The organism is Arthrobacter sp. KUASC02 (genome assembly GCF_059739395.1).
In genome coordinates, this window is the sequence record NZ_AP046053.1 from 4,726,204 (window position 1) to 4,747,755 (window position 21,552).

A 21,552-nucleotide genomic window follows, 5' to 3' on the forward strand; every position below is an offset into this window, starting at 1 on the left:
GCGGCACCTCCTTGCCAAAGAACGTGAGGAGGGCCACAATTGAAAGTGTTCACCCAGTGAACGCCGCGTTCAAAATGTGTCGTAAAAATATGACGTTCAAACTATTAGCCGGTGAGTCCGTACTCGGACCTCCATCAATGGAGATGATGGCCATGAAAAGACGTGAGAAGCCCGCCAACACACGCCTCCGACACCTGCCGCCCCTGCCGGGCGTGCCAGCGACCGCCCGGCCGCTTGCACTTTACGTCCTGCCGCCGCACTACGAGCAGGCGCTCTTCCCGGATTTTGCAGGATGACCATGCCTCACTGGAACCACAAGCAGAAGCAGAAGCGCCGCAGGGAACCCGCCGAGCTGCTCAAGGCCCGCGATGCGCGCAGGACCGCTGCACTCACGCAGTGCGTCAGGGAGTTGAGCAGCAGCGGGGTGCCGCAGGAATTAACACACACCCTGGTGGCCGAACGCGTGGGAGTGCCCGTTCAGTACGTGCGCTGGAAATATCCCTCCGTGGAGCATCTCCTCGCGATGGCTGAAGCCTAAACGGGTTCAATCCCGAGGAGCGCCTTCGCGATGTCCCTGCTGGCCGCGCGCAGCTGGTCGATGGTGTCCGGCAGGCCTTCCGATTTCAGCCGCTGCTCGGGCCCGTTGACGGAGACGATGCCTACCAGCGCACCTGCCACATCCCGGACCGGAAGTGCCACTACAAAGAGGCCTTCTTCGAGTTCGTTGTCCATCACCGAATAGCCCTGGTCCCGGATCTTGTGCAGTTCCTGGATGAGCGCCTCGCGCTTGGTGATGGTGGCCGGCGTGAACCTTTCCAGCTTTTTTGGCAAGGCCTGAGCCACATCGTCGTCGCTCATTTCCGCAAGCATGAGCTTTCCGGTGGCGCTGGCGTGCACGGGATAGGTTTCGCCAACGTACATCGTGACATTCAGGTACCTGGAACCCGAAGCTTCCGCGATCACGTCGTAGTTCACGGCGTCCCGCACCATGGCCAGGCTCACGGTCTCGTTGAGCCTGGCAGCGTATTCCTCCAGGATGGGCTGGACCCTGGCCACCGCACCGGTGTACGGGTCAGCAAGCCGGCCCAGCCGGGCCATTTCCCAGCCCAGTGTGTACCGGTTGTCCACCCGGTCCACGAATCCCGTTTGTTCCAGGCTCAACAGCAGGCGGAAGGCCGTCGGACGCGTCATGCCGACAGCCTGGGCCAGCTCGGTGACAGTGATGCCGCCCCTGTGCCGGCCCAGCTCACTGAGCAGGACCGTGGCCTTGATGACCGATTTGTTGGTGAGGTCTACAGCCTCGGCCGGCGCTGTGTCCTCGCCGTCTGTTGCCGCCTCTACGTCCACGCCTGTTTCCGCTGCCACATCAAACCCCGGTTCCATTCACGTCTGCCCGGGGCACGGTGCCCCGATTGGATGTCTTCCCATCCTATGCCTCGCCAAGGAGCGAACGGGGCGTTCAAGAGTGGTTCAACGTCGCAGCGCTCCCTCCCGCCTGCTACGGCACCAGGATGACTTTGCCCGTCGTTGCCCGCGACTCCAGGGCAGCGTGGGCCTCTCCTGCCTGCTCCAGCTGGAAACGCGCACCAATGTCGACCTTGACGCTGCCCCGGACCACCAGGTCAAACAACTCCCGGGCGCGCCAGCAGCGCTCCTCGGCATCGAGCAGGAAGTCGTCGATCTTGGGCCGGGTGACCGTCAGGGATCCGTGGGCATTGAGCCGCTGCAGGTCGAGCGGCGGCACCTGGCCGGACGCCCCGCCGAAGAGCACCAGCGTGCCGCGGATGCGCAGGGAGGCCAGGGATCCGTCAAAGGTGTCCTTGCCTACGCCGTCATAGACGACGTCAACGCCCCTTCCGCCAGTCAGTTCGCGCACCCGCTCGGGAACCTCCGGGTACGTGAGGACGTGGTCGGCTCCGGCTTTCCGGGCCAGTTCCGCTTTTTCGGACGTTGAGGTGGTGGTAATGACGGTGGCGCCGCGGTGCTTGAGCATTTGGGTCAGCAGCAGCCCGACTCCCCCGGCTCCGGCGTAGGTCAGGACGGTGTCGCCGGGCTGGACGTTGTAGCTGGAATTGACCAGGTAATGTGCAGTGATTCCCTGGGCGGGCAGCGCCGCGGCGACTTCATCCGAAATCCCGTCCGGCACCGGCAGCGCCTTGTCGGCGTCAACCAGCATGTACTCGGCGTAGCTGCCGGTGCCCTCCGTGGTGGTGATACGACCGCCCGCCACAAAGTCCGTGACGCCGTCGCCGATTTCCTCGATGATTCCGGCGGCCTCGACGCCGGGAACAAAGGGATAGTCGACGGCGTAGATGCCCGCGCGCTGGTAGGTCTCGATGAAGTTCACCCCGACGGCGGCGACGCGCATGAGCAGCTGGCCCGGCCCGGGCTCGGGCCTGGTGACGGTGACCCGCTCGAAGACGTCCGGGCCGCCCGCCCTCGGAATGTGCATGGCATAGGGCATTGAATTGGCTCCTTGAAGCGCGGGGTTAGTTCATGGCCGCGTAAGCGGCCAGGCGCGCGGATGCCTCCACTGCGTCCCGTGCCGCGACGGCCAACAGGCCGGTGTCCGAAGCCACGGGCATAAAGCGGAAGCCCAGCGCGACCATCTTTTCGGACAAGCCAGGTTCTCCGGTGTAGATGCCGGGCACCACACCGGCAACGGTGCAGCGGCGCGCGATGTCCGCGAGGATCCCGTCCGGGCCTTCGCCGGTGAGTTCCTCCAGCGTCACCCCCAGGCTGAGGGAGAGGTCGTAGGGGCCCACGAAAATGGCGTCCGGACCGGTGGCCAGGATGGCGTCAAGGCTGGCCAGGCCTGCGGCCGTTTCGATCATAAGGATGCACAGGGCGTCGTCCTGCAGGCTCCCGGGGACCGGCTTGGGGTACCGGGGGCTGCGGCGGGTTGGCCCGTAGCTGCGCCTGCCGCGGGGAGCAAAGCGGGTGGCCGCAACCAGGGTGGCTGCAGTCGCAGCATCCTCCACGGTGGGAAAGATGATCCCGCCCGCCCCCGCGTCCAGCACCCTGCCGAGGGTGCCCGCGTCGTGTCCGGGAACGCGGACGATCGACGGGACACCGAACAGGTGGGCGGCTTCGATCAGGGGCTGCACCTCGGACACTTCGGGTGCGCCGTGCTGGCCGTCGATGCAGATCCAGTCGAATCCTTCGGCCGCCAGGGTGTCCACCACTGCCGGATCCCGGAAGCTCACCCACGCACCCGGGTGGATGCCGCCGTCGTCAATGACCAGGCGGGGCGTGGGGAGCCCGGTGGAGTGGGCGCTTTCACCGTGGATCTTCATGATGTTCTTTCCGGAGGCGTGTTGATGATTCTTGGCGTTACAAAGGGACGCCTGGCCGGAGTCAGCCCGGCCAGGCGTCCCGCCGTATGAAAGTGGAATTATCGCTGGAGCACTGCTTTGCCCAGCGGCGCGGACGTGTCGCTCAGGCTCAGGCCCTTGGTCTCAGGTGCCAGGTACTGGGAGATCACGGCACCGAGCACACAGATGCCGGCGGCGATCAGCATGGTGGCCCCGACTCCGAGGCCGTTCACAGACATGGGCAGGATGAAGGTTCCCGCAGCCGCACCAATCCGCGAGAACGCGGTGGCGAAGCCGACTCCGGCGCCGCGGATTTCGGTGGGGAACACCTCGCCGGGATAGACGCCGGTCAGGGCGGTGGAGACGGCATTGAAGAAGGAGAACACCATGAAGCTGATCAGGATGACCATCGGAGACAGGTGCGAGAACAGACCGATGACCACAAGCGCGACGGCGGCGATCCACATGGGCGGGATGGACAGCTTGCGTCGGCCCACACGTTCGATCAGGTACATGGACGCCAGTGAGCCTGCGACCACCACGCCGTTGAGCAACAGTGCTCCGGCCAGGCCGTCCTCGACGCCAAGGCTTTCCAGGACGATGGGCGCGAAGGTGGCGATGGCGAAGTACGGGGTGACGTTGCAGACCCAGTACATGCAGACAAAGATCGTGGAATTGCGGTACTGCGGGGAGAACAGCTTGGCGAAGTTGGGCTTCTCAGACTTCTCGTGCTCCAGGTCCTTGATGTCGGCGTCCTCCATGCACTGGTGGGCGATGGCGAATGCCTCCTCACGCCGTCCCTTACTGATGAGCCAGCGCGGCGATTCGGGCGACCCCAGCCGGAGCAGGAACACGATCAGCGACGGAACGGTGCTCATGCCCAGGATGATCCGCCAGTCCGCGTCGATCGAGGTGGACATGTAGTAACCGACGGCGTAGGACAGCAGGTAGCCGACGTACCAGGCGACCTCCTGGAAGGCCATCAGCTTGCCCCGCAGCCTGGCGGGTGAGAACTCCACCAGCAACGGCCAGCCGATGGCGTAGTCGGCACCAATCGCCATGCCCATGACCAAACGGATGATGAACAGCTGCCACGCGTCCGCCACGAAGAACTGTGCGGCCGAGCCAAGAAGGAAGATGGCGAGGTCCACGATGAACATCGGCTTGCGGCCGATCTTGTCCGCCAGGTAGCCGCCGATCGGGCCGCCGAAGAAGATGCCGATGAGTGCCGAGGCGCCAATCAGGCCCTGCCAGGTGGCGGAGAGGCCCAGGTCTGCCGTGAGCGCCGGCATGACCAGTCCGATGCCGCCCAGGATGAAGCCGTCGATGAACATGCCGCCGGCGATCACGCCGCTGAGCTTCATGAGGAACTTCTTCTTTTGCGGATCCTGGGGAGCCGATGACTGCACGAGCGGCCTCGCGGCAGGTGTAACAGGTGTATTCACGATGGACTTCCTTGTAGATCGTGCCAATTCGAACGGATAAGAGCGCCGGCGATATCAGCACGGCGGTGTGGAGGGCGTTGGGAGCCAAGTCCTGGTTCGTTCACTTTTCGAACGCCATGGTCAAAAATATGGCATGCGCCACATTCCATGTCAATAGGCGATCCGCAACGTGAAGAACGAAAAACGAACCCTTGACAGTGAGCTGGCTTACATTCTAAATTGAACGCAGTGTTCATCTAATGAACGTCAAACTGAAATTTGTCGCCGTGTTCGGCACGAGTCCAAGGAAGTACCGCTGCCATGAAAAACGAACCTCTCAGCCTTTTCGCCTTTGACGTCTTCGCCCCCTCACACCTGACCTCCGGGTCCTGGCGGAACGACGGGGACCAGGGCTACCGCTACACCGACCTGCAGTACTGGACCGGCATCGCACAGATGCTGGAAAAGGCCGGGTTCGACGGGATCTTCTTCGCCGACAACGTGGGCTACCACGACGTCTACCGCGGAAACGGCGATGCCGCCCTTCGCGATGCCGCGCAGTTCCCGATCAACGACCCGACCGTACTGATCAGCGGCATGGCCGCCGTCACCAGGCACCTGACCTTCGGGGTGACGGTGTCGGCAACGTATGAGCCGCCCTACCTGCTGGCCCGTAAGTTCAGCTCACTGGACCACCTCACAGCAGGCCGCGTGGGCTGGAACATCGTGACGTCCTACTCGGAGGCCGCTGCCCGCAACCTCGGCAAGCAGCAACAGCTCACCCCGGCCGAACGTTACGACCTGGCCGACGAGTACATGGACGTCGTCTACAAGCTCTGGGAGGGCTCCTTCGAGGAGGACGCCGTGGTCCGCGACGCCGAATCCGCCACCTATGTCGACCCCGCGAAGGTGCACCCGATCAACCACTCCGGCCAGCACTTCACGGTGCCCGGTTTCCACCTCTGCGAGCCTTCCCCGCAGCGCACCCCGGTCCTGTTCCAGGCCGGCGCTTCCTCAAGGGGCATGGAGTTCGGCGGCAAGCACGCCGAAGTGGTCTTCCTCCAGGGCACGTCGGTGGAAGGCACCAGGCGGTCAGTCGACAAGCTCCGCCAGGCCGTGGCGGACGCCGGCCGTGATCCCCGGGACGTCAAGATCGTCGTCCTGCTCACCGTCGTCGTCGCGCCCACCGACGAGGAAGCCCAGGCCAAGTACCGCAGCGCCGTTGAAACCGCCCCGGTCGAAGGCATCCTGGCCCGCTTCAGCGGCTGGACCGGCATCGACATGTCCGAATACGAACTGGACACTCCCCTGCGGTCCGTAGGCACCAAGGCAGGGCAGTCCATGGTGGACATGTTCTCCAAAGCTGACCCGGACCGGGACTGGACGCCGCGCCAGATCGCGGAGTTCCTCGCCGTCGGCGGCACCGGATCCACCATTATCGGTTCCCCGGAAACCGTGTCCGCCGAACTGCGCCGCTGGCGCGACGAGGCAGACATCGACGGCATCAACCTCAGCTACACCACCAAGCCGGGCAGCTGGGAAGACTTCATCGAGCTGGCACTCCCGGAACTCCGTGCCCAGGGGATCATCGCCCCGGAACGCAGCGGAGACCAGGAACCCGTCACCCTGCGCGAAAAGCTCTTCGGCCAGAAATACACCCTGGCGGGCCACCCGGCCACGGCGCAGCGCGCCGCTCACCTCAGCGACGCTGCCCGCTAAACGCGGCCGCCATCAACGGAATTATCACCAAAGGATCCTTCAATGACTGAACAAACTGACGTCGTCGTCATCGGTGCCGGGCTGGCCGGCCTCATCACGGCCCGCGAACTCGGGAACCGCGGCCACAAGGTGGTCGTCCTGGAAGCCCGCGAGCGGCTGGGCGGCCGGTTGTGGACAGAGAACCGCCTGGGCCGGAAGCTGGAACTCGGCGGAAACTGGCTGCACTGGACCCAGCCGCACGTCTGGGCCGAGGTCACCCGCTACGGGCTGGAAGTCTCACGCGGTCCGCGCTCGGAAGAAACCTACTGGCTGGCCGGCAATGAAGTGCGCCGCGGCAACCTGGACGACTTCATGAAGCTGATCGATCCGGGCATGACACGGCTGCTGGAAGACACCATGAAGTGGCTGCCGCGCCCTGACGCACCGCTGACGGTCGAGAACCTGGCCGAGGCCGACCAGTACAACCTGCAGGAAATGCTGGACAAGCTGGACCTCTCCGAGGACGAACGGAATGCGAACGAGGCCGCCTGGGTGGGCCACTTCAACGCACCCCTGGACCAGTGCGCCTACGTGAACGCCCTGCGTTGGACCGCCGGGTCCTCCGGGCACTGGCACCTGATGCACGAAGCCTCCGCGATCTACCGCCTGACGAACGGGAACGACACCCTGGTCACCGCCATCGCCGAGGACACCAACGCGGACATCCGCCTCAACACCCCGGTCACCGCGGTCCGCCACCACGCCGACGGCGCCACCGTCAGCTACGGCGACGGCCAGGAAATCCGGGCCAGGAAGGTGGTCATCACCCTTCCGCAGAACATCCTGCACAAGCTCGACGTCCAGCCTGCGCTCTCGGACGGCAAGCTCGCTGCCAGCCGGGAAAAGACCGCGTCACAGGGCGTCAAGGCCTGGATCCGGGTCAAGGGCCCCATCAAGCCGTTCTTCGCCTACTCCGCCCAGGACAAGCCCCTCTCGGTGATCCGCACCGAGTTCGTCGGCGAGGACGACGCCGTACTGGTGGGCTTCGGCGCCGACGCAAACCGCATCGACGTCACCGATCCCCGGCAGATCCAGGACGCCATCAGGGTCTGGCGCGATGACCTGGAAGTCCTCGAGGTCACCGGTCACAAATGGGGTGAAGACCCCTACGCGGAGGAAACCTGGCAGATCCAGCGCCCCGGCCAGCTCACCAAGTACCACCAGGCGCAGCAGGCCAGTGAAGGAGCCCTCCACTTCGCCAGCAGCGACACCGCGAACCTCTGGGCGGGCTTCTTCGACGGCGCCATTGAAAGCGGCCTCCGGGCAGGCCGCACCATCCACGCAGAACTGAAGGCCGCCGCACCGGAAGGACAGTCATGACCGCCACCGCCATGGCCCCCAGGACCATCGACTCCGACCGCTACCGCGCCGTCATGCGGCACCTGCCAACAGGCGTGGCGGCCGTCTGCTCCACCGATCCGGTGACCGGCATCCAGAACGGCATGATCGTGGGCACGTTCGCCTCCCTGTCCATGGAGCCGGCGCTGGTGACGTTCAGCGTCATGCACACCTCCACCAGCTGGCCGAAGATCTCCGAAGCCGCAACCTTCAGCATCAGCCTGCTCGCCGAGGACCAGCAGCAGGTGTGCCGCGCACTGTCCGCCAAAGGCGAGGACAAACTCAGCTCCGTTGGCTGGTCCGAGTCCGGCTGGGGCACCCCGCACCTGCACGGCTCCCTGGCCTGGTTCGACTGCCGGGTTGAACAGCAGTTCACGGCCGGAGACCACGTCGTCGTCATTGCCAGCGTGCTGGACATGACTCCCGCTGAGCGGGCTTCCACCCCGCTCATCTTCCACGGCGGCCGCTTCGGCAGCTTCCGCGAAGCCGCCTGATACGCCTTGATGTAAGGAACCTGAGATGGATATCACCCCAGCCAGCACTGCAACCCTGGCAGACATCACACCCGCCTACTACCGCCAGGTCCTGGGCAAACTCCCCACGGGAGTCACTGCCATCACCGGCATCAATGACGACGACGAGAAGCTCGGCCTGGTGGTCGGCACCTTCCAGTCACTCTCGCTGGATCCGCCGCTGGTCATGTTCTGCGTGGACAAGTCCTCCTCCAGCTGGCCCAAGCTGCGCAAACTGCAGAAGTTCACCGCCAACATCCTGTCCGATGACCAGATCAACATCTGCCGGTCGCTGTCCCGCAAGGGACCGCAAAAGTTCGAGGGCCTGCCCTGCACCGCGGGCCCCCTCGGCACCCCGCACCTGGACGGCGCCACCGCCTACATCGACTGCCTGGTGACGGCCGAGGTTGTGGTGGGAGACCACTACATGGTGGTGGGCGCCGTGACTGGCATGGAGGAAGGGAACGGCGATGCGCTGCTCTTCCGGGCCGGCAAGTTCGGCCAGTACCTGCCCATCGAGATTCCCGCACCCGCCGAACAGGCAGCACCGGCATCCGTACCCGCATCAGTACCGGCAAGGAGCGCATCATGAGCCGTCAGCAGACCATCCTCAAGGCTTGGAACAGCGCATGGGGCGACGGCGACCTGACCGCCTTCGAGCAGATGCTCGCACCGGATTATGTCCGCAGGTCCAAGTCCGGCAGTGAAGACTACGCCACCCTGCGGAAGACCATTGAGGCCACCCACGCAGCCTTCCCCGACACCACCACGGAGATCCTGCACATCCTCGAGGACGGTGCCACCGCTGCAATTCACTGGCAGACCAAGGGAACGCATCAAGGCGAGTTCATGGACGTACCCGCCACCGGACGCACCATCACCGTCTCCGGCGCGTCCTTCCTCCGTTTCGACGGCGACAAGCTGGCCGAGGAATGGGTGGTCTGGGACCCCCGCGAACTCCTCTCCGCACTCGGGATCTGGCACCTGGGCCCCGGCAACGCCTGACCAGGACCTCTCCCACCAACTTCTTACCGCCCAGGAGGGCGCCATCATGACACTTAACGGACATTCCCTCATCGCAGGGCACCCCACCGCGGGAACCAGCGGAACCGCCCATGGAATCAACCCGGCAACCAGCGAGCAGCTGGAACCGGCGTACACCCTGATCAGCGACGACCAGCTGCGGACGGCCACCGAAGCCGCCGCGGACGCCTTTGACTCGTTCAGCACCCTCGAACCCGGACAGCACGCCCGGTTCCTGGACGCCATTGCCGAAAACATCGAAGCGATCGGCGAGGAGCTCATCGAGCGGGCATCCGCCGAAACCGGCCTCGGCGTGGACCGCCTCCGCGGCGAACGCGCCCGCACTGCCGGCCAGCTGCGGCTGTTCGCAGAGGTGGTGCGCGGGGGCGATTTCCGCGGCGTCCGCATCGATCCCGCCTTGCCTGACCGGGCACCGCTCCCCCGGGCCGATATCCGGCAGCGCCAGATTCCCCTGGGTCCGGTGGCTGTTTTCGGCGCCAGCAATTTCCCGCTGGCCTTCTCCGTGGCCGGGGGCGACACCGCGTCCGCGTTTGCGGCAGGCTGCCCCGTGGTGGTCAAGGCCCACAACGCCCACCCCGGCACTGCCGAACTCGTGGGCCAGGCCATCGTCAACGCCGTCCGCGATTTGGGCCTGCATCCGGGCGTGTTTTCCCTGGTCTACGGTTCCGGTGCCAGCATCGGCCAGGCATTGGTGGCAGACCCGAACATCAAAGCCGTGGGGTTCACCGGATCCCGCGCCGGCGGCACCGCACTGATGCGCACCGCCGCGGCCCGGCCCGAGCCCATCCCGGTCTACGCCGAAATGTCCTCGATCAACCCGGTCTACGTCTTTCCCGGAGCCCTGTCCGGCACCAAGGACGTCGAGGCGCTGGCCAGGCAGTATGTCGCCTCGGTGACGGGCAGTTCCGGGCAGCTCTGCACCTCCCCGGGACTGGTCTTCGTCCCCGCGGGTGAGGCAGGCGACCGGTTCGCTGCGGCCGTCGCCGGCGAAATCACCCCGTTGTCCGGGCAGACCATGCTCAGCGGCGGGATCGCCTCGGCCTGGCACCACGGCCACGATGCACTCGAGGCCGCTGCCGACGTCGAACTCCTCGGCCGGGGTCATCAGGGCCCCGGCGAGAACGCACCCGCACCGGCGGTCTTCAGTTCCGAACTGGACGTCTTCACCGGCAACCCGGTGCTCCACGAGGAAATCTTCGGCGCGGCCAGCCTGGTGGTCCGCTACAAGGGCGTCGATGACCTGGTTGAAGCAACCGGCAAGCTCGACGGCCAACTGACAGCCTCCCTGCACGTCACCGAGGAAGACTACGCCGCGGCCGCACCGCTCATCCCGGCACTGGAACGCAAGGTGGGCCGCATCATCATCAACGGCTGGCCCACCGGCGTCGAAGTGGGCCACGCCATGGTCCACGGCGGCCCGTACCCCGCCACCTCCGATTCAAAAACGACGTCGGTGGGAACCCTGGCCATTGAACGGTTCCTCCGCCCCGTGGCCTATCAGGGGTTCCCTGAGCAGCTGCGGCCCGCGCCGCTGCAGGACGCCAACCCGTGGAACGTCAACCGCCTCATCGACGGCAAGCCGGAACAGCACTAGGCCCGGCGCCAAAACCCCGCAACTTCCGGCCCCGGGCATGCCTCTCTCGCACGAGTCGCCCGGGGCCGGATCCCCAACCATCGAAATTTGAGGAAACCATGTCCACCATCACGCTTGAAGACGTCGCCGGCACGCTCCGCACCGCCCGGCTGCAGGGACAGCCCGTCGCTGCGCCCACGGAAACCTGGCCTGCGCTGGACGCCGACGGCGCATTCCAGGTCCAGAAAATCAACGTTGACCACGCCGTCGCCGGAGGGGACCGGCTCGTCGGCTACAAGCTCGGCAACATCGCCAAGGTCATGCAGGACGCCTTCGGCCTGGACCAGCCGGACTACGGCCACCTGCTGGCAGGCATCTTCGAATTCGAGGGCGCCACCCTCCAGCGGGACAACTTCATCGCACCCTACGTGGAACTCGAACCCGCCTTCGTGCTCCGCTCACGCCTGGGCGGCCGGAACACCACAATCGCGGACGTCATCAACGCCATCGACTACGCGCTGCCCGCCATCGAGATCATCGACTCGCGCGTGAAGGACTGGGCCATCGGGCTGCCGGACACCCTGGCGGACAACGGCTCCACCGGCGCCGTCATCCTGGGCGGCACACCCCGCAAGGTCACCGACCTGAACCTGCGGGACACCCGCGGAGTCCTGACCTTCAACCACCGCGAAGTCATCGCAGGGACCACCGGCAACATCCTGGGAAACCCCCTCGCCGCGGTCGCCTGGCTGGTCAACCGCCTTGCCGACTACGACGTCGAGTTTGAAGCGGGCCAGGTCATCCTTCCCGGCAGCTGCCTCCAGGCCGTACCGATGAACGAGGCCGGCCGCTGGTCCGGAACGTTCGAGGGCTGGGGCACGGTCGAGTTCGACGTTTCGGCCTGATCATGCGCCTGGCCAACATTTCCGGACGCCTCCACCTCGTCACCCCCGATGACCACGTCATCGATGTTTCGATGGAAACCGGCGGACATTTCAGCCCGCGGATCCAGGACTGCTACGAGCGCTGGCCAGAGCTTCGCAGCGTTGCCTTCACGTTGGAGCAATGGAGCGGAACCCCGCTGGCCGACGTGCCGCCGTCGTCCTTTGGAAATCCCGCGCCGCAGCCCCGGCAGGTGTTTGCCATCGGGCTGAACTACGCGGCGCACGCCGCCGAGGCCGCGCTGGAGGTCCCCGATGACCTCACGGTGTTCACGAAGTTCGTGACGTCCCTGACTGGTCCGCACGGGACTATCGTCCTCCCGCAGGGCACGGTGGACTGGGAGGTCGAACTCGTCGTCGTCATCGGCCGCGGCGGGACCCGCATCCCCGTTGAGGAGGCGTGGAAGCATGTGGCGGGCCTGTCCGTGGGACAGGACCTCTCGGAGCGCACGCTGCAGCAGTCAGGGCCGGCGCCGCAGTACAGCCTGGCCAAGTCGTTTCCCGGGTTTGGACCCATCGGGCCGCTGCTGGTGACTCCTGATGAGTTTGATGACCCGGACCGCATCGAACTGGGCTGCTCGATCAACGGCGAAGAAGTCCAGAAGGGGAACACCGCTGACATGGTGTTCCCGGTGCCGGAGATCATCGCCCGGCTTTCCCAGGTGACTCCGCTGCTGCCCGGTGACGTGATCTTTACCGGCACGCCTCCCGGGGTGGGCGTTGGCCGGGTGCCGCAGCGCTTCCTCAAACCGGGGGACGAACTGGTCACCTATGTGCGCGGCGTCGGCGAGATGCGGCACACCATGCAGTAGCGGGCAATAGGAGTCAGCGGGCCGCCGGACCTAATCGGACCGGCGGCCCGCTTCCGTCAGCCTCGTGCAGACCGCCGCAGCCGCTCCACGTCGGCAACGTCGGCGTATGCAGCCTGCGTGCCCTTGCGTGTGGCGGCAAGCGCCGCCGCCGCTGAGGCGAAGGCCGCGGCGTCGGCCAGCGGCTCGCCGGCGGCGAGCCGCGCAGCAACGGCGCCCGTAAACGCGTCGCCGGCTCCCGTCGTGTCCACGGCGTGGACCGCAACCGGCGCGATCCTCGTAACGCGGTCCCTTCCTGCGGCCAGCGAATCAAGAACTACCGAGCCCCTGGAGCCAAGGGTGACCACCACCCGGTGCAGCCCGCGCCCGGCGAACCTTTCCCGGACCTGGTCCCAGCCGGCGTCGTCCGCGTCCGCCCCGGGAACATCCGGCCCCAAAAACAGTGACGCTTCGTGCGCATTGACCAACAGCACATCGCACAAATCCGCCAACCCCTGCGGGATCTCGCCGTAGGGCGACAGGTTTAACAGAACTGTTGCGCCGGCGTCGCGCCCTGCCCGGGCCGCGGCTTCCACCGTATCCATGCCGATCTCAAGGCAGAGGCAGATCACGGAGGCGCCGTCGAACGCCTCCGCGGCCGCTGCGACGTCGGCGGGCGCAAGGGTCCCGTTGGCCCCGGCGGAGATGATGATGTTGTTCTCACCGTGCGCGTCCACTGCGATGACCGCGACTCCCGTGGCGGCGGACGGTGAAATGCGCACGTGCGAGATGTCCACACCGGCGCCGGCGGTGGAGGCCAGGAGCATTTCGCCGTTGGAGTCGTCCCCCACGGCCCCGATGAGGCTGACCGCCCCGCCAAGGAGGCTGGCAGCCACGGCCTGGTTGGCGCTCTTGCCCCCGGGATTGACGGCGAACCCGGTACCGTGGACCGTCTCGCCCGGCCGCGGGAGCCGTTCGCAGTAAATGGTCAGGTCGGCGTTGAGGGAGCCGACGACGACGATCCGGCCGTGCGCTTCCGTGCCCATTCCAGCCACTCCCCTAACGTTCGTTCTGATCCAAGCGTTCGCGTTGCCGCCGGTAAGCCCGGACGGACAGCCATGCAATGGTGGCAGCCAGCACGGCGTACACGGCGTAATTGAGGTATTTGGAGTAGTCCTCAATAAGCCGGTACTGGGCTCCGAGCAGCACGCCCAGGCCGATCAGCAGCGCGTTCCAGAGCCCGCTCCCGGCAATGGTGAAGATGCTGAAAGTGGCCAGGTTCATTTTCTTGGCGCCGGCCGGCAACGAAATCAGGCTGCGCACCCCCGGCAGGAACCGGCCGAAGAACACCGCCGACTTGCCGTGGCGCTGGAACCAGTCCGCGGCCTTTTCGAAGTCTTCGCGGTCCATCAGCGGAAGCCGGGACAGGCCCGTGATGGCCCGTTCCAAGCCCAGTTTGGCGCCCAGCCAGTACAGCAGTAAGGCACCGGCGTACGCGCCGAGCGTGCTGGTGATGAAGACGAGCGCCAGGACCATGCTCCCCTGCTTGGTGAGGAAGCCAGCCAGCGGCAGGATGACCTCGCTGGGAATGGGCGGGATGACCGTTTCGGCAAAGGTGAAGAGCCCGACGCCCCATTCCCCCAACGAGTCGATGCTGCGCGCGGCGAAGCCGGCTATCCCGGTGAGCTCATCCACAGCGTTTGCCGACATCATGGCTGGACCCTGGCGCCGGGACGGAACCTGAGAAAACCGAAGGCTGAAGAAAGCAGGAGCAGCCCGCCGCCGATGGCAATCAGGTATCCCGCGACAGGAACGGTCCCCGCCTCAACCCCGCCGGAATCGGACGGTGCCGCCGTCAACGTCCGGGCCGAGCGGGACGGCAACGGTGGCTCAGATCCTGCCGGCGTGGCCGTGCCCGCGCGGGACGGCGATCCCGCGGACGCTGCGCTGGCCGCCTCCGGTCCCTGGCCGGCGATAGTTTCCTGTAACGGCATATCTTTCTCACCGGAACCTGTGACGACGGGCTGCACTTCACCGGGGCCGGTGCCGTCCTGAATGGTTCCGGGGGCGGCTGGCTCCGGGGAAGTTGCCGGGGATGCGGGCGCCCGCGACGGCGGCCCGCCGGAAACGCAGGAGCCGGCGTCGGCAGCAGGACCCTTCTTGTCCGAGCAAGGCGCAGCACTTGCGGACACAGCGAAAGCCAGGAGGCAGGCAGCCACGACGGACAGCACCGCGAGGATGCATGGAACCAGTCGACCGTTGCGCATGTCAGCCAACGCTACCCGCTCCGGCGGAATCCGGCCTGCCAACCGTTCCCTAGCGCCGTTCCCTAGCGCCGGGCGGAGAACCTCGCCGGGGCGCTGCCGCCGTCGGCAAGGTCTGCAAGTACCCGGCCGATGGCCGGTGTGAACTTGAAACCGTGACCGGAGAACCCGGCCCCCACCACCACCGGCCCGAAGCGGTCCAGCACAAAGTCCTCGTTCGCGGTGGTGGTGTACGTGCAGCTGATCGGAACCGCCGACTCCGGATCCACGCCCGGCAGCCAGTCCCGGACGTACCTGACCAGCGCCTCCAGCTGTACCGGCTCGGGGGTGAAGCTCCGCGCGTCCGGATCCGTCACCGGCCCCACCCCGTGCCAGCCTGCCTTGATGCCTTCACCCGGCGTCAGCATTCCGTAGACCGGGCTGTACCAGTACCCGTCGCGGGGGTCGTCCGGGTCGGGGTTGTGGTTGAAACTGGGCCAGGCCAGCGAGTCATCCAGCGGCGTGAAGTGGGCCGGCTGCTCCTGCGTGACCACGAGCCTCGGGAGCCGGACCAGGTTCCCCGCAAGCTTGGTGGTCCACGCACCGGCCGTGACCACAACGCGCCGCGCGGTGATCTCGCCGGAGTCAGTAACGACGACGGCGCGGTCGTCACCGGCGACGCGGATGGTGCGGACCGGCGTCGAGTACTCAAAGCGGGCGCCGTGCGCCTCCGCGGCCTGGCGCAGCGCCTGCAGCGCCGCCTCGGCGCGGATACGGCCGGAGCCGGGAACCACCAGCACCTCGCTCCGGAAGTTCATGCCCCGCCAGCGGTCCGCCGCTTCCGACGCCGGGATGAAGTGGCTTTCTATGCCCCGCCGGGCATGCGAGGACCGGACCTCCTGCAGCCGACGGACGTTGCCGTGGTTCACCAGTCCCACGAGGTCCAGGAGTTGCCTGCCCGTTTCGGCGGCCAGCCCGTCCCACAGATCCTTGGCCTCGGTGACCAGGTCCAGGTAGTCAGCCTCCGCGTAGGCCGTGTTGAAATTCCGGGTCGCGCCGTGGGAGGCGCCGATGTGGTGCCCCTGCTCGAACTGTTCCAGGAGCCTGACCGAGTGCCCGCGGCGGGCCAGCTGCCACGCGGCAGCGGATCCCATCGCCCCTCCGCCAACTACAACGACGTCAACTTCCACCACAGCTCCACCCAACTCAATCCCGCAGCCTCTTCGTGAGGCCTGTTACCGGTTCCTATTCTGCCAATTGGACGGGTGGCCCGCATGCGGGGTCGAGAGGGACCGGCTCAGTCCTTGAAGGTCACATCCTTCGTGTCCTCCACGGCAGCTGTCCGGCCGGGCGCCGTGTGGTACTTCCAGTACAGGTTGGTGTGCGCGATGACCTTGTCCGGCGGCGGCGCGCCCCATTCGCTCTGGTCTTCCGTGGTGTGTGCATCGCCGACGAGCGTCACGTCGTAGCCGCGGACAAAGGCGCCGTGGATGGTGGACCGGATGCATTCGTCCGTCTGCGCGCCGGTCACCACGAGTCGGCCCACTCCGGCGTCGGCCAGCACCTCTTCCAAGTTGGTGTCCTCGAACGAGTCCGCAAACGACTTGTGCACCAGCGCCTCAGGGTCCTGGCGCTTCAGTTCCGGGACATACTCCCAGGCTTCGCTGCCCTTTTCCAGCTGCTCGTCCGAGTGCTGGACCCAGACGATCGGCACTCCTTCACTGCGCGCCTTGTCCACGAGCGTGCCGATGTTGGCCACCACCTCGTCGCGCTGGTGCACATCCGACACCACGCTGTTCTGGACGTCGATCACCATCAAGGCGGTGTTGGGTCGATCTGACAATGTGGTCATAACGAGCTCCTTGGTGTGCGCTGAGGCAGTGGAAGGACCCTGGGAGGGCAATCCGTTGCATGCATTTTACGTGGGCTTAACTTGATCGGTCTTGTGAGCCTACAAGGAGCCGCGACAGACTTGAAGCACTTGATGAACCGATCAATTCTGATCGTTCGACCAGACCAGCGGAACATGTTCGCAGAGATGCGTTCGGCCCGTTTCACGGCGAAGCCGCCAGCGGACGGGCTCCGCAGACCGGAAGGATTAGTTATGGCCGGCAAGTTCGAAGTTTTCCTTGATGCACAGGCGCAGTACCGGTTCCGGCTGACAACGCCGGACGGAACCGAACTGGCGGTTTCCGGTGTTTACCCCGACAAGGCCGCGGCTGTCGCGGCCATCGAGACGGTCCGCGAGTGCGCGGGAATGGGACTGATCAGCGACCTCTGTCCGTCCGCCAGCTCGGTTCCGGCACCGGCTGCCGTGGTGCAGGGTGCCGCACTGCCGGTCCCCGCAGCTTCGGCCTGCGACACCCGGCGGGTGCCGGTTGACGGCTTCCGCAAGCACGCCGCGGTTCGCCGTGCCACGCCGCAGCTGACCGGGGCGGCCTAAGCCCGGCGCGCCCGGGGCGCGGGGCGGTGCAGCGCGATTCCTGCTGCAGCCCAGGCCAGCAGCAGGATTCCGCCGATCGTCAGCAGGTAACCGGCCGTTGCCAGGGTTGACCGGGACGGCGTCTGCGGACGTGCAGGTGCACCCGCCGGAACGGCGGACGTTGCCTGAGCCGATGGTGCGGGACCCGCAGTGGCCGGCGCACCGGACGATTCCGACGACGGCGTGACGGTCGCATCGACCGCCGCTTCCGCGTCGTCGGTGGTGGTTCCGGGCGCCAGGTTTCCGGGCGCTTCGGTTCCCGGTGCAGGAAGCTGGGCTGCCGACGCCTGGGTGCTAGGGCCGGGCTGCCCTGGAAGGGCGCCGCCCGGCGGAGGGTCCGACGTTACCGTGGGCGAGGGGGCAGGCGCCGTTGGAGCCGCCGTCGTCGGCGTTGCCGGTCCGGGAAGCAACGGGCTCAACGGGACGCAGACGCCGCCGCGGGTCACCGGAACCTGGCCTGCCGGGCACGGCTCCGCTGCCACCGGTGCAGCCAACGCCACCATGCTGAGGACGACGGCGGACCACAGCGACGCAATGCCCACAACCCTCTGTTCGGTGCTCACGGCGTACAACGCTACCCAACTGTCCGCCAAAACGGGTGCACCCCCGCCCGGCACGTGTCCGGCACCGCCCGGGCGTCGTCGGGACACCGCCGCCGGAAACATGGTAGGCAAGAGAAGGGAGCATCTGCGACCTGCCATGCGCGGAGGGATGAGACGGTGCCAGACGATTCGAATACCGGAGCGAAGGATGCGAGGGGCCGGCTCGCATCGCGGCTCCTCGGTGGCGGCACCGAACCCGATCCCCGGTTTACCCTGGCGAACGAGCGCACCTTCCTGGCGTGGATCAGGACGTCCCTGGCGCTGCTCGCCGGCGGCGTGGCCGTCGAGGCCTTTATGGCCAGCCTCCTGGGTCCCGAGTTGCGCAAGACCATCGCGGTCCTGCTGCTGGTGCTGGCATTGGTCATCGGCGGCGGCTCGTTCTTCCGCTGGCTGAACGTGGAACGCGCCATGCGGTCCAATTCGCCGTTGCCGCTTCCCCTGATCGCTCCCGTGCTGGCCATCGGCGGAGCCTTGGTGGCTGCCATCATGGTGGTGTTCGTGATCGCCCGGCCGGCCTGAGCGTGGCTGCCCCGAATGATCCCGACCCGGGAGATCCGGCCCGGCACGGCGATTCCGGCCTCCAGCCCGAACGCACGGATCTGGCGTGGGGCCGAACCACCATGGCAATGGTGGTGGCCGCAGCGCTCTTCCTGCGCTGGCTGCCCCACCACGGCTGGTTCGTCGGAACGCTCGTCTGCGGCGCCATCGCCGCGGCGCTGGCCATCAACCTCACCCAAAAACGCCGGTTCCACCGTGCCGTCCGGGGCATCAACCGGGAAACCATGCCACCCGATTTAGGTTCGACGGCGGCGGTTGCCGCGAGCGTCGTCGTCCTCGCCCTGCTGGGAATCTACACCGTCCTGTTCCTGCCGCTGCAGCCATGACCCGCTGCAGCCACGGCGGAAGGCATTGCGGGACGGAAGGCAGCCACGACGGAAGTCATTGGGGCACGGTTCGGCGACGAGGGCCTGGCGATGAGAGCGCCAGCGATCAGAAGAGCGTCTGCTGGCCGTCTGCTGATGCGTCGGCGTCCTGCGGCCCCCACTCCGACAGGGCAAGACGGGCAAGGTCCTTGAACTCCGGGAGCAGCTCGGCAATGCAGGTCTGTCCCTCCAGCACTGGGATCACCACCGGGTTTGCACTGCTATCGGTGCTCGAATCTGCCACTGGCTGAGTTTATGGCAGGCCACCGACAGTGTGCGGCAGACACTCCATGGCGCCCCGGGGCTGCGCCTCTCAGGCGTTGCTCCTGACGGCAACCGCGGGCCGGCCCGGAGTGGTTACCGGGGCGGCAACAGGCTGCTTTGCGATGGGCTCAGTGACCTTGGCCGGCCGGCGGACCTGGTGCCACGCCCAGGGCAGCAGATAGCTGCGGGCCCATTGGAGGTCTTCGACGCGGGCCTGCCGCCAGTTGCCGCGCGGCAGTTCGCGGGATTCCAGCGGCTGCAGGAGGTGCTGCACACCGAGCGCATCCAGCACCCTCATCGCAACGGCATGGTGGCCCAGCGGTGACAGGTGCAGCCTGTCCCGGTCCCACATCAACGGGTTCCTGAGCTCGCGCAAGCCCCACAGATCAGCGACCACGGCATCATGCTTTGCGGCGATCGCGCGGATGTTTTCGTTGAAGACGGCAACCTTTGTCCGGTTGCGGCCCAGCACAGGGGTGGACCCCCAGTCGGGGCCGGTGAACACCACCAGTGTGGCACCGGAAGTGCTGAGCAGCTCCACGCCGGAGTCGAGCCGTTCCGCCAACTTGTCCGGATCGCTGCCGTGGAAGACCATGTCGTTGCCGCCGGCGGAAAGCGTGATCAGGTCCGGTTGCAGCGCCAGCGCGGGCCCGGCCTGCCGTGCCAGGATCTGGTCCAAGAGCTGGCCCCGCACGGCTAGGTTCGCGTAGGCAAAGTCCGGGTGGCCGTTACTCAGTTCCTCGGCCACACGGTCGGCCCAGCCCCGCACTCCGCCGGGGCGCCGCGGGTCCGGGTCCCCCGCGCCTTCGGTAAATGAATCCCCCAACGCCACGTATCGGCGCCACGGGTGCTCGCTGACGCCGGCAGCCTTATCCCCCCTGCCGATGACAACGCCGTGAGGCCGGCGTCCTGACAGATCCTTGTCATTCGTGGTCACCACGCACCTCCTTGTGGGAAGCCCTGCGCCCTTTCTGTGATTAACCATGGAAGCGCCCCACATGTTCCAGAAACTGCCCGGAATGCCACATTTGTGAATGGAATGCACACCGGGTTGCCGGCGTTAATAACGAGTGTCCGGCACCATTGGTTGCGCCGGACTGACAGGAAGGTCATGAGCAGGAAAATCGAAACAGTCGAAGACGACGCCGGCAAGGTCATCAGCTATCACCGGCACCCGAACGGCGGCGGCCTGATCGGGCGCGGCGCCGAGGTGGACGAGTCGTCCTTCATCAGTTCCACGGCCTACGTGGAGGCCGGCGCCGAGGTGGGACAGGGCTGCCGGATTGGCGGCGGCAGCTGGATTGACCGGCGGGCCCGGATCGGCCAGCGGGTGGTGATCGGTGACGCCGTGTACGTGGGGCCGGGCGCCGTGATCGGCAACCGGGTCCGTGTTGGCAGCCACTCCCGGATTGGAGCGGGCGCCGTCATTGGCCACGGAGTGCGCCTGCATGGCGACAGCACGGTCGCGCAGGGCAGCCGCGTAGGGACCCGGACCAGGGCGTCCGTGAGTGCTTCACGGCGGTCCGCGCCGAGCGACGGGCGGAAGGCCCGCAAGGCCGCCTGAGGTCCTAAGCCTCTCGTGGACTGCGCCGGGGTGCGTTTAACTTAGGGCATACCCACCGTTTTGAGCAGTGAAAGCGGGGACGCGTGATGGGCAGCCCATGGAACGCCGATGGCGGCTCCTACGAAGAGCCCGACGTCGTGGTCCCGGCCGAGAGCGCGGTCCCGGCCGACCGTGTGGTTCCGGCCGACCCGGTTGCCCGGATCAGGGAAACGGTGGTTGCCCGGCAGGAGGAGCGCTTCGGCGGCATCAAAATCGGTTCGGCCTTCTTCGGCTGCCTGACTGCGGCCGCAATGATTATCCTGCTGGGCGCTTTGGCCTTGGCGGCGGGTAGGGCGGGGCTTCTGCCCGGCACGGACCCGGTCTCGGATTCAACAAAGGCGTCCTCTCCGTTCAGCGGGATGGCCGGCCTGATCCTGCTCTTCCTCGTCCCGTTCCTCGCTTTTGTTTCAGGCGGCTACGTCGCAGGACGGATGGCCCGCTTCAACGGCGTCGGCCAGGGGCTCATGGTGTGGCTGTGGGCCGTCATTGCCGCCGCGGGACTTGCCTTGGTTGCCGTCGGCGGCGGCCAATCTGATCCCCTGACCGTGGTCAGGGATCTCCTGGGCGTACCCGTCCATGAGGGCCTGCTCAGTACGAGCAGCGTTGTTGCAGCTATCGCAGTCGCCGCGCTAGCGCTCCTGGGCGCCGTCCTGGGCGGCCTGGCCGGAGTCCACTACCACCGGAAGGTGGACCGGGCCGGATTCGCACCGGCGGAGGAGCACTACCAGCCGTAGGGACGGCTC

Annotated in this window: 27 protein-coding genes; 15 read left to right on the forward strand and 12 right to left on the reverse strand. The window is 66.6% G+C overall.

Annotated elements, in window-relative coordinates:
• Positions 1–56: 56 nt before the first annotated feature.
• Positions 57–296 (forward strand): hypothetical protein, encoded by a 240-nt coding sequence (locus AC6JAC_RS21745; protein WP_156037083.1) that lies wholly within the window; start codon positions 57–59, stop codon positions 294–296.
• 2 nt (positions 297–298) lie between these two features.
• A complete protein-coding gene (locus AC6JAC_RS21750; RefSeq protein WP_043438027.1) occupies positions 299–538 on the forward strand; it encodes a hypothetical protein in 240 nt (79 codons plus the stop codon).
• Here the strand turns inward: AC6JAC_RS21750 and AC6JAC_RS21755 are convergent.
• The 4 genes from AC6JAC_RS21755 to AC6JAC_RS21770 all read right to left on the reverse strand — a co-directional run bounded on the left by AC6JAC_RS21755 (position 535) and on the right by AC6JAC_RS21770 (position 4,759).
• Positions 535–1,365: an IclR family transcriptional regulator gene (locus tag AC6JAC_RS21755; protein WP_231511123.1), complete on the reverse strand. Its 831-nt coding sequence runs from the start codon at positions 1,363–1,365 to the stop codon at positions 535–537. The genes AC6JAC_RS21750 and AC6JAC_RS21755 overlap by 4 nt on opposite strands.
• Positions 1,366–1,498: 133 nt before the next feature.
• Positions 1,499–2,464 (reverse strand): quinone oxidoreductase family protein, encoded by a 966-nt coding sequence (locus AC6JAC_RS21760; RefSeq protein ID WP_497966621.1) that lies wholly within the window; start codon positions 2,462–2,464, stop codon positions 1,499–1,501.
• Positions 2,465–2,489: 25 nt separating this feature from the next.
• On the reverse strand, positions 2,490–3,296 hold the full coding sequence (locus tag AC6JAC_RS21765) for an HpcH/HpaI aldolase family protein (protein WP_051628786.1): 807 nt from the start codon (positions 3,294–3,296) through the stop codon (positions 2,490–2,492).
• Positions 3,297–3,394: 98 nt separating this feature from the next.
• On the reverse strand, positions 3,395–4,759 hold the full coding sequence (locus AC6JAC_RS21770) for an MFS transporter (protein ID WP_231511121.1): 1,365 nt from the start codon (positions 4,757–4,759) through the stop codon (positions 3,395–3,397).
• A gap of 300 nt (positions 4,760–5,059) precedes the next feature.
• On the opposite strand from AC6JAC_RS21770, the gene AC6JAC_RS21775 reads away from it, so the two are divergent.
• From AC6JAC_RS21775 to AC6JAC_RS21810, 8 genes are all read left to right on the forward strand, one after another.
• Positions 5,060–6,457: an LLM class flavin-dependent oxidoreductase gene (locus AC6JAC_RS21775; protein ID WP_028270252.1), complete on the forward strand. Its 1,398-nt coding sequence runs from the start codon at positions 5,060–5,062 to the stop codon at positions 6,455–6,457.
• 42 nt (positions 6,458–6,499) lie between these two features.
• A complete protein-coding gene (locus AC6JAC_RS21780) occupies positions 6,500–7,816 on the forward strand; it encodes a flavin monoamine oxidase family protein (protein WP_028270251.1) in 1,317 nt (438 codons plus the stop codon).
• Positions 7,813–8,328 carry a flavin reductase family protein gene (locus tag AC6JAC_RS21785; protein WP_051628784.1) on the forward strand — a complete coding sequence of 172 codons (516 nt, stop codon included), beginning with the start codon at positions 7,813–7,815 and terminating at the stop codon, positions 8,326–8,328. The genes AC6JAC_RS21780 and AC6JAC_RS21785 overlap by 4 nt, the downstream gene beginning before the upstream one ends.
• Positions 8,329–8,353: 25 nt before the next feature.
• The gene (locus AC6JAC_RS21790; RefSeq protein ID WP_051628783.1) at positions 8,354–8,938 is read left to right on the forward strand and encodes a flavin reductase family protein; all 585 of its coding nucleotides are present in this window, start codon (positions 8,354–8,356) and stop codon (positions 8,936–8,938) included.
• Positions 8,935–9,351 (forward strand): ester cyclase, encoded by a 417-nt coding sequence (locus tag AC6JAC_RS21795; protein WP_028270249.1) that lies wholly within the window; start codon positions 8,935–8,937, stop codon positions 9,349–9,351. The genes AC6JAC_RS21790 and AC6JAC_RS21795 overlap by 4 nt, the downstream gene beginning before the upstream one ends.
• 46 nt (positions 9,352–9,397) lie before the next feature.
• Positions 9,398–10,984, forward strand: coding sequence for an aldehyde dehydrogenase (NADP(+)) (locus AC6JAC_RS21800; RefSeq protein WP_028270248.1), 1,587 nt, complete (start codon positions 9,398–9,400; stop codon positions 10,982–10,984).
• Between the two features lie 98 nt (positions 10,985–11,082).
• Positions 11,083–11,868 carry a 2-keto-4-pentenoate hydratase gene (locus tag AC6JAC_RS21805; protein ID WP_028270247.1) on the forward strand — a complete coding sequence of 262 codons (786 nt, stop codon included), beginning with the start codon at positions 11,083–11,085 and terminating at the stop codon, positions 11,866–11,868.
• 2 nt (positions 11,869–11,870) lie between these two features.
• Complete coding sequence (locus AC6JAC_RS21810; RefSeq protein WP_028270246.1) at positions 11,871–12,716, forward strand: fumarylacetoacetate hydrolase family protein; 846 nt, start codon at positions 11,871–11,873, stop codon at positions 12,714–12,716.
• A 56-nt stretch (positions 12,717–12,772) separates the two neighbouring features.
• Here AC6JAC_RS21810 and AC6JAC_RS21815 read toward each other — a convergent pair whose 3' ends face one another.
• From AC6JAC_RS21815 to AC6JAC_RS21835, 5 genes are all read right to left on the reverse strand, one after another.
• A complete protein-coding gene (locus AC6JAC_RS21815; protein WP_028270245.1) occupies positions 12,773–13,738 on the reverse strand; it encodes a ribokinase in 966 nt (321 codons plus the stop codon).
• Between the two features lie 13 nt (positions 13,739–13,751).
• Positions 13,752–14,405 (reverse strand): DedA family protein, encoded by a 654-nt coding sequence (locus AC6JAC_RS21820; protein ID WP_497966626.1) that lies wholly within the window; start codon positions 14,403–14,405, stop codon positions 13,752–13,754.
• A complete protein-coding gene (locus AC6JAC_RS21825) occupies positions 14,402–14,959 on the reverse strand; it encodes a hypothetical protein (protein WP_043438025.1) in 558 nt (185 codons plus the stop codon). Before AC6JAC_RS21825 ends, AC6JAC_RS21820 begins: the two co-directional genes overlap by 4 nt.
• A gap of 62 nt (positions 14,960–15,021) precedes the next feature.
• On the reverse strand, positions 15,022–16,125 hold the full coding sequence (locus AC6JAC_RS21830) for an FAD-dependent oxidoreductase (protein ID WP_497966629.1): 1,104 nt from the start codon (positions 16,123–16,125) through the stop codon (positions 15,022–15,024).
• A 107-nt stretch (positions 16,126–16,232) separates the two neighbouring features.
• Positions 16,233–16,787: a cysteine hydrolase family protein gene (locus AC6JAC_RS21835; RefSeq protein ID WP_028270242.1), complete on the reverse strand. Its 555-nt coding sequence runs from the start codon at positions 16,785–16,787 to the stop codon at positions 16,233–16,235.
• A gap of 252 nt (positions 16,788–17,039) precedes the next feature.
• Here AC6JAC_RS21835 and AC6JAC_RS21840 point away from each other — a divergent pair, with 252 nt between their 5' ends.
• On the forward strand, positions 17,040–17,378 hold the full coding sequence (locus AC6JAC_RS21840) for a YegP family protein (RefSeq protein ID WP_497966631.1): 339 nt from the start codon (positions 17,040–17,042) through the stop codon (positions 17,376–17,378).
• Here the strand turns inward: AC6JAC_RS21840 and AC6JAC_RS21845 are convergent.
• Entirely contained in the window at positions 17,375–17,980 is a 606-nt protein-coding gene (locus tag AC6JAC_RS21845; protein ID WP_497966633.1) for a hypothetical protein, read from the reverse strand. The two genes, AC6JAC_RS21840 and AC6JAC_RS21845, sit on opposite strands and share 4 nt — an antisense overlap.
• 156 nt (positions 17,981–18,136) lie before the next feature.
• Between AC6JAC_RS21845 and AC6JAC_RS21850 the strand changes: the two genes are divergently transcribed.
• Positions 18,137–18,538, forward strand: a complete 402-nt coding sequence (locus tag AC6JAC_RS21850; protein ID WP_028270239.1) for a YidH family protein — start codon at positions 18,137–18,139, stop codon at positions 18,536–18,538.
• Positions 18,539–18,540: 2 nt separating this feature from the next.
• Complete coding sequence (locus tag AC6JAC_RS21855; RefSeq protein ID WP_043438015.1) at positions 18,541–18,903, forward strand: DUF202 domain-containing protein; 363 nt, start codon at positions 18,541–18,543, stop codon at positions 18,901–18,903.
• 106 nt (positions 18,904–19,009) lie between these two features.
• Here the strand turns inward: AC6JAC_RS21855 and AC6JAC_RS21860 are convergent, their stop codons facing one another.
• Positions 19,010–19,186: a hypothetical protein gene (locus AC6JAC_RS21860; protein WP_156037081.1), complete on the reverse strand. Its 177-nt coding sequence runs from the start codon at positions 19,184–19,186 to the stop codon at positions 19,010–19,012.
• A 69-nt stretch (positions 19,187–19,255) separates the two neighbouring features.
• The gene (locus AC6JAC_RS21865) at positions 19,256–20,092 is read right to left on the reverse strand and encodes an SGNH/GDSL hydrolase family protein (RefSeq protein WP_051628791.1); all 837 of its coding nucleotides are present in this window, start codon (positions 20,090–20,092) and stop codon (positions 19,256–19,258) included.
• 225 nt (positions 20,093–20,317) lie between these two features.
• On the opposite strand from AC6JAC_RS21865, the gene AC6JAC_RS21870 reads away from it, so the two are divergent.
• Complete coding sequence (locus AC6JAC_RS21870) at positions 20,318–20,770, forward strand: DapH/DapD/GlmU-related protein (RefSeq protein WP_028270237.1); 453 nt, start codon at positions 20,318–20,320, stop codon at positions 20,768–20,770.
• Positions 20,771–20,856: 86 nt separating this feature from the next.
• Positions 20,857–21,543 (forward strand): hypothetical protein, encoded by a 687-nt coding sequence (locus tag AC6JAC_RS21875; RefSeq protein WP_028270236.1) that lies wholly within the window; start codon positions 20,857–20,859, stop codon positions 21,541–21,543.
• Positions 21,544–21,552 lie beyond the last annotated feature (9 nt).

Excerpts from the sequence above, each read along its gene's own strand:
- AC6JAC_RS21750 (WP_043438027.1), top strand. The coding sequence starts at position 299 with ATGCCTCACTGGAACCACAAGCAGAAGCAGAAGCGCCGCAGGGAACCC.
- AC6JAC_RS21760 (WP_497966621.1), bottom strand. The coding sequence starts at position 2,464 with ATGCCCTATGCCATGCACATTCCGAGGGCGGGCGGCCCGGACGTCTTC.
- AC6JAC_RS21765 (WP_051628786.1), bottom strand. The coding sequence starts at position 3,296 with ATGAAGATCCACGGTGAAAGCGCCCACTCCACCGGGCTCCCCACGCCC.
- AC6JAC_RS21775 (WP_028270252.1), top strand. The coding sequence starts at position 5,060 with ATGAAAAACGAACCTCTCAGCCTTTTCGCCTTTGACGTCTTCGCCCCC.
- AC6JAC_RS21780 (WP_028270251.1), top strand. The coding sequence starts at position 6,500 with ATGACTGAACAAACTGACGTCGTCGTCATCGGTGCCGGGCTGGCCGGC.
- AC6JAC_RS21785 (WP_051628784.1), top strand. The coding sequence starts at position 7,813 with ATGACCGCCACCGCCATGGCCCCCAGGACCATCGACTCCGACCGCTAC.
- AC6JAC_RS21790 (WP_051628783.1), top strand. The coding sequence starts at position 8,354 with ATGGATATCACCCCAGCCAGCACTGCAACCCTGGCAGACATCACACCC.
- AC6JAC_RS21795 (WP_028270249.1), top strand. The coding sequence starts at position 8,935 with ATGAGCCGTCAGCAGACCATCCTCAAGGCTTGGAACAGCGCATGGGGC.
- AC6JAC_RS21800 (WP_028270248.1), top strand. The coding sequence starts at position 9,398 with ATGACACTTAACGGACATTCCCTCATCGCAGGGCACCCCACCGCGGGA.
- AC6JAC_RS21805 (WP_028270247.1), top strand. The coding sequence starts at position 11,083 with ATGTCCACCATCACGCTTGAAGACGTCGCCGGCACGCTCCGCACCGCC.
- AC6JAC_RS21810 (WP_028270246.1), top strand. The coding sequence starts at position 11,871 with ATGCGCCTGGCCAACATTTCCGGACGCCTCCACCTCGTCACCCCCGAT.
- AC6JAC_RS21815 (WP_028270245.1), bottom strand. The coding sequence starts at position 13,738 with ATGGGCACGGAAGCGCACGGCCGGATCGTCGTCGTCGGCTCCCTCAAC.
- AC6JAC_RS21820 (WP_497966626.1), bottom strand. The coding sequence starts at position 14,405 with ATGATGTCGGCAAACGCTGTGGATGAGCTCACCGGGATAGCCGGCTTC.
- AC6JAC_RS21825 (WP_043438025.1), bottom strand. The coding sequence starts at position 14,959 with ATGCGCAACGGTCGACTGGTTCCATGCATCCTCGCGGTGCTGTCCGTC.
- AC6JAC_RS21835 (WP_028270242.1), bottom strand. The coding sequence starts at position 16,787 with ATGACCACATTGTCAGATCGACCCAACACCGCCTTGATGGTGATCGAC.
- AC6JAC_RS21840 (WP_497966631.1), top strand. The coding sequence starts at position 17,040 with ATGGCCGGCAAGTTCGAAGTTTTCCTTGATGCACAGGCGCAGTACCGG.
- AC6JAC_RS21870 (WP_028270237.1), top strand. The coding sequence starts at position 20,318 with ATGAGCAGGAAAATCGAAACAGTCGAAGACGACGCCGGCAAGGTCATC.
- AC6JAC_RS21875 (WP_028270236.1), top strand. The coding sequence starts at position 20,857 with ATGGGCAGCCCATGGAACGCCGATGGCGGCTCCTACGAAGAGCCCGAC.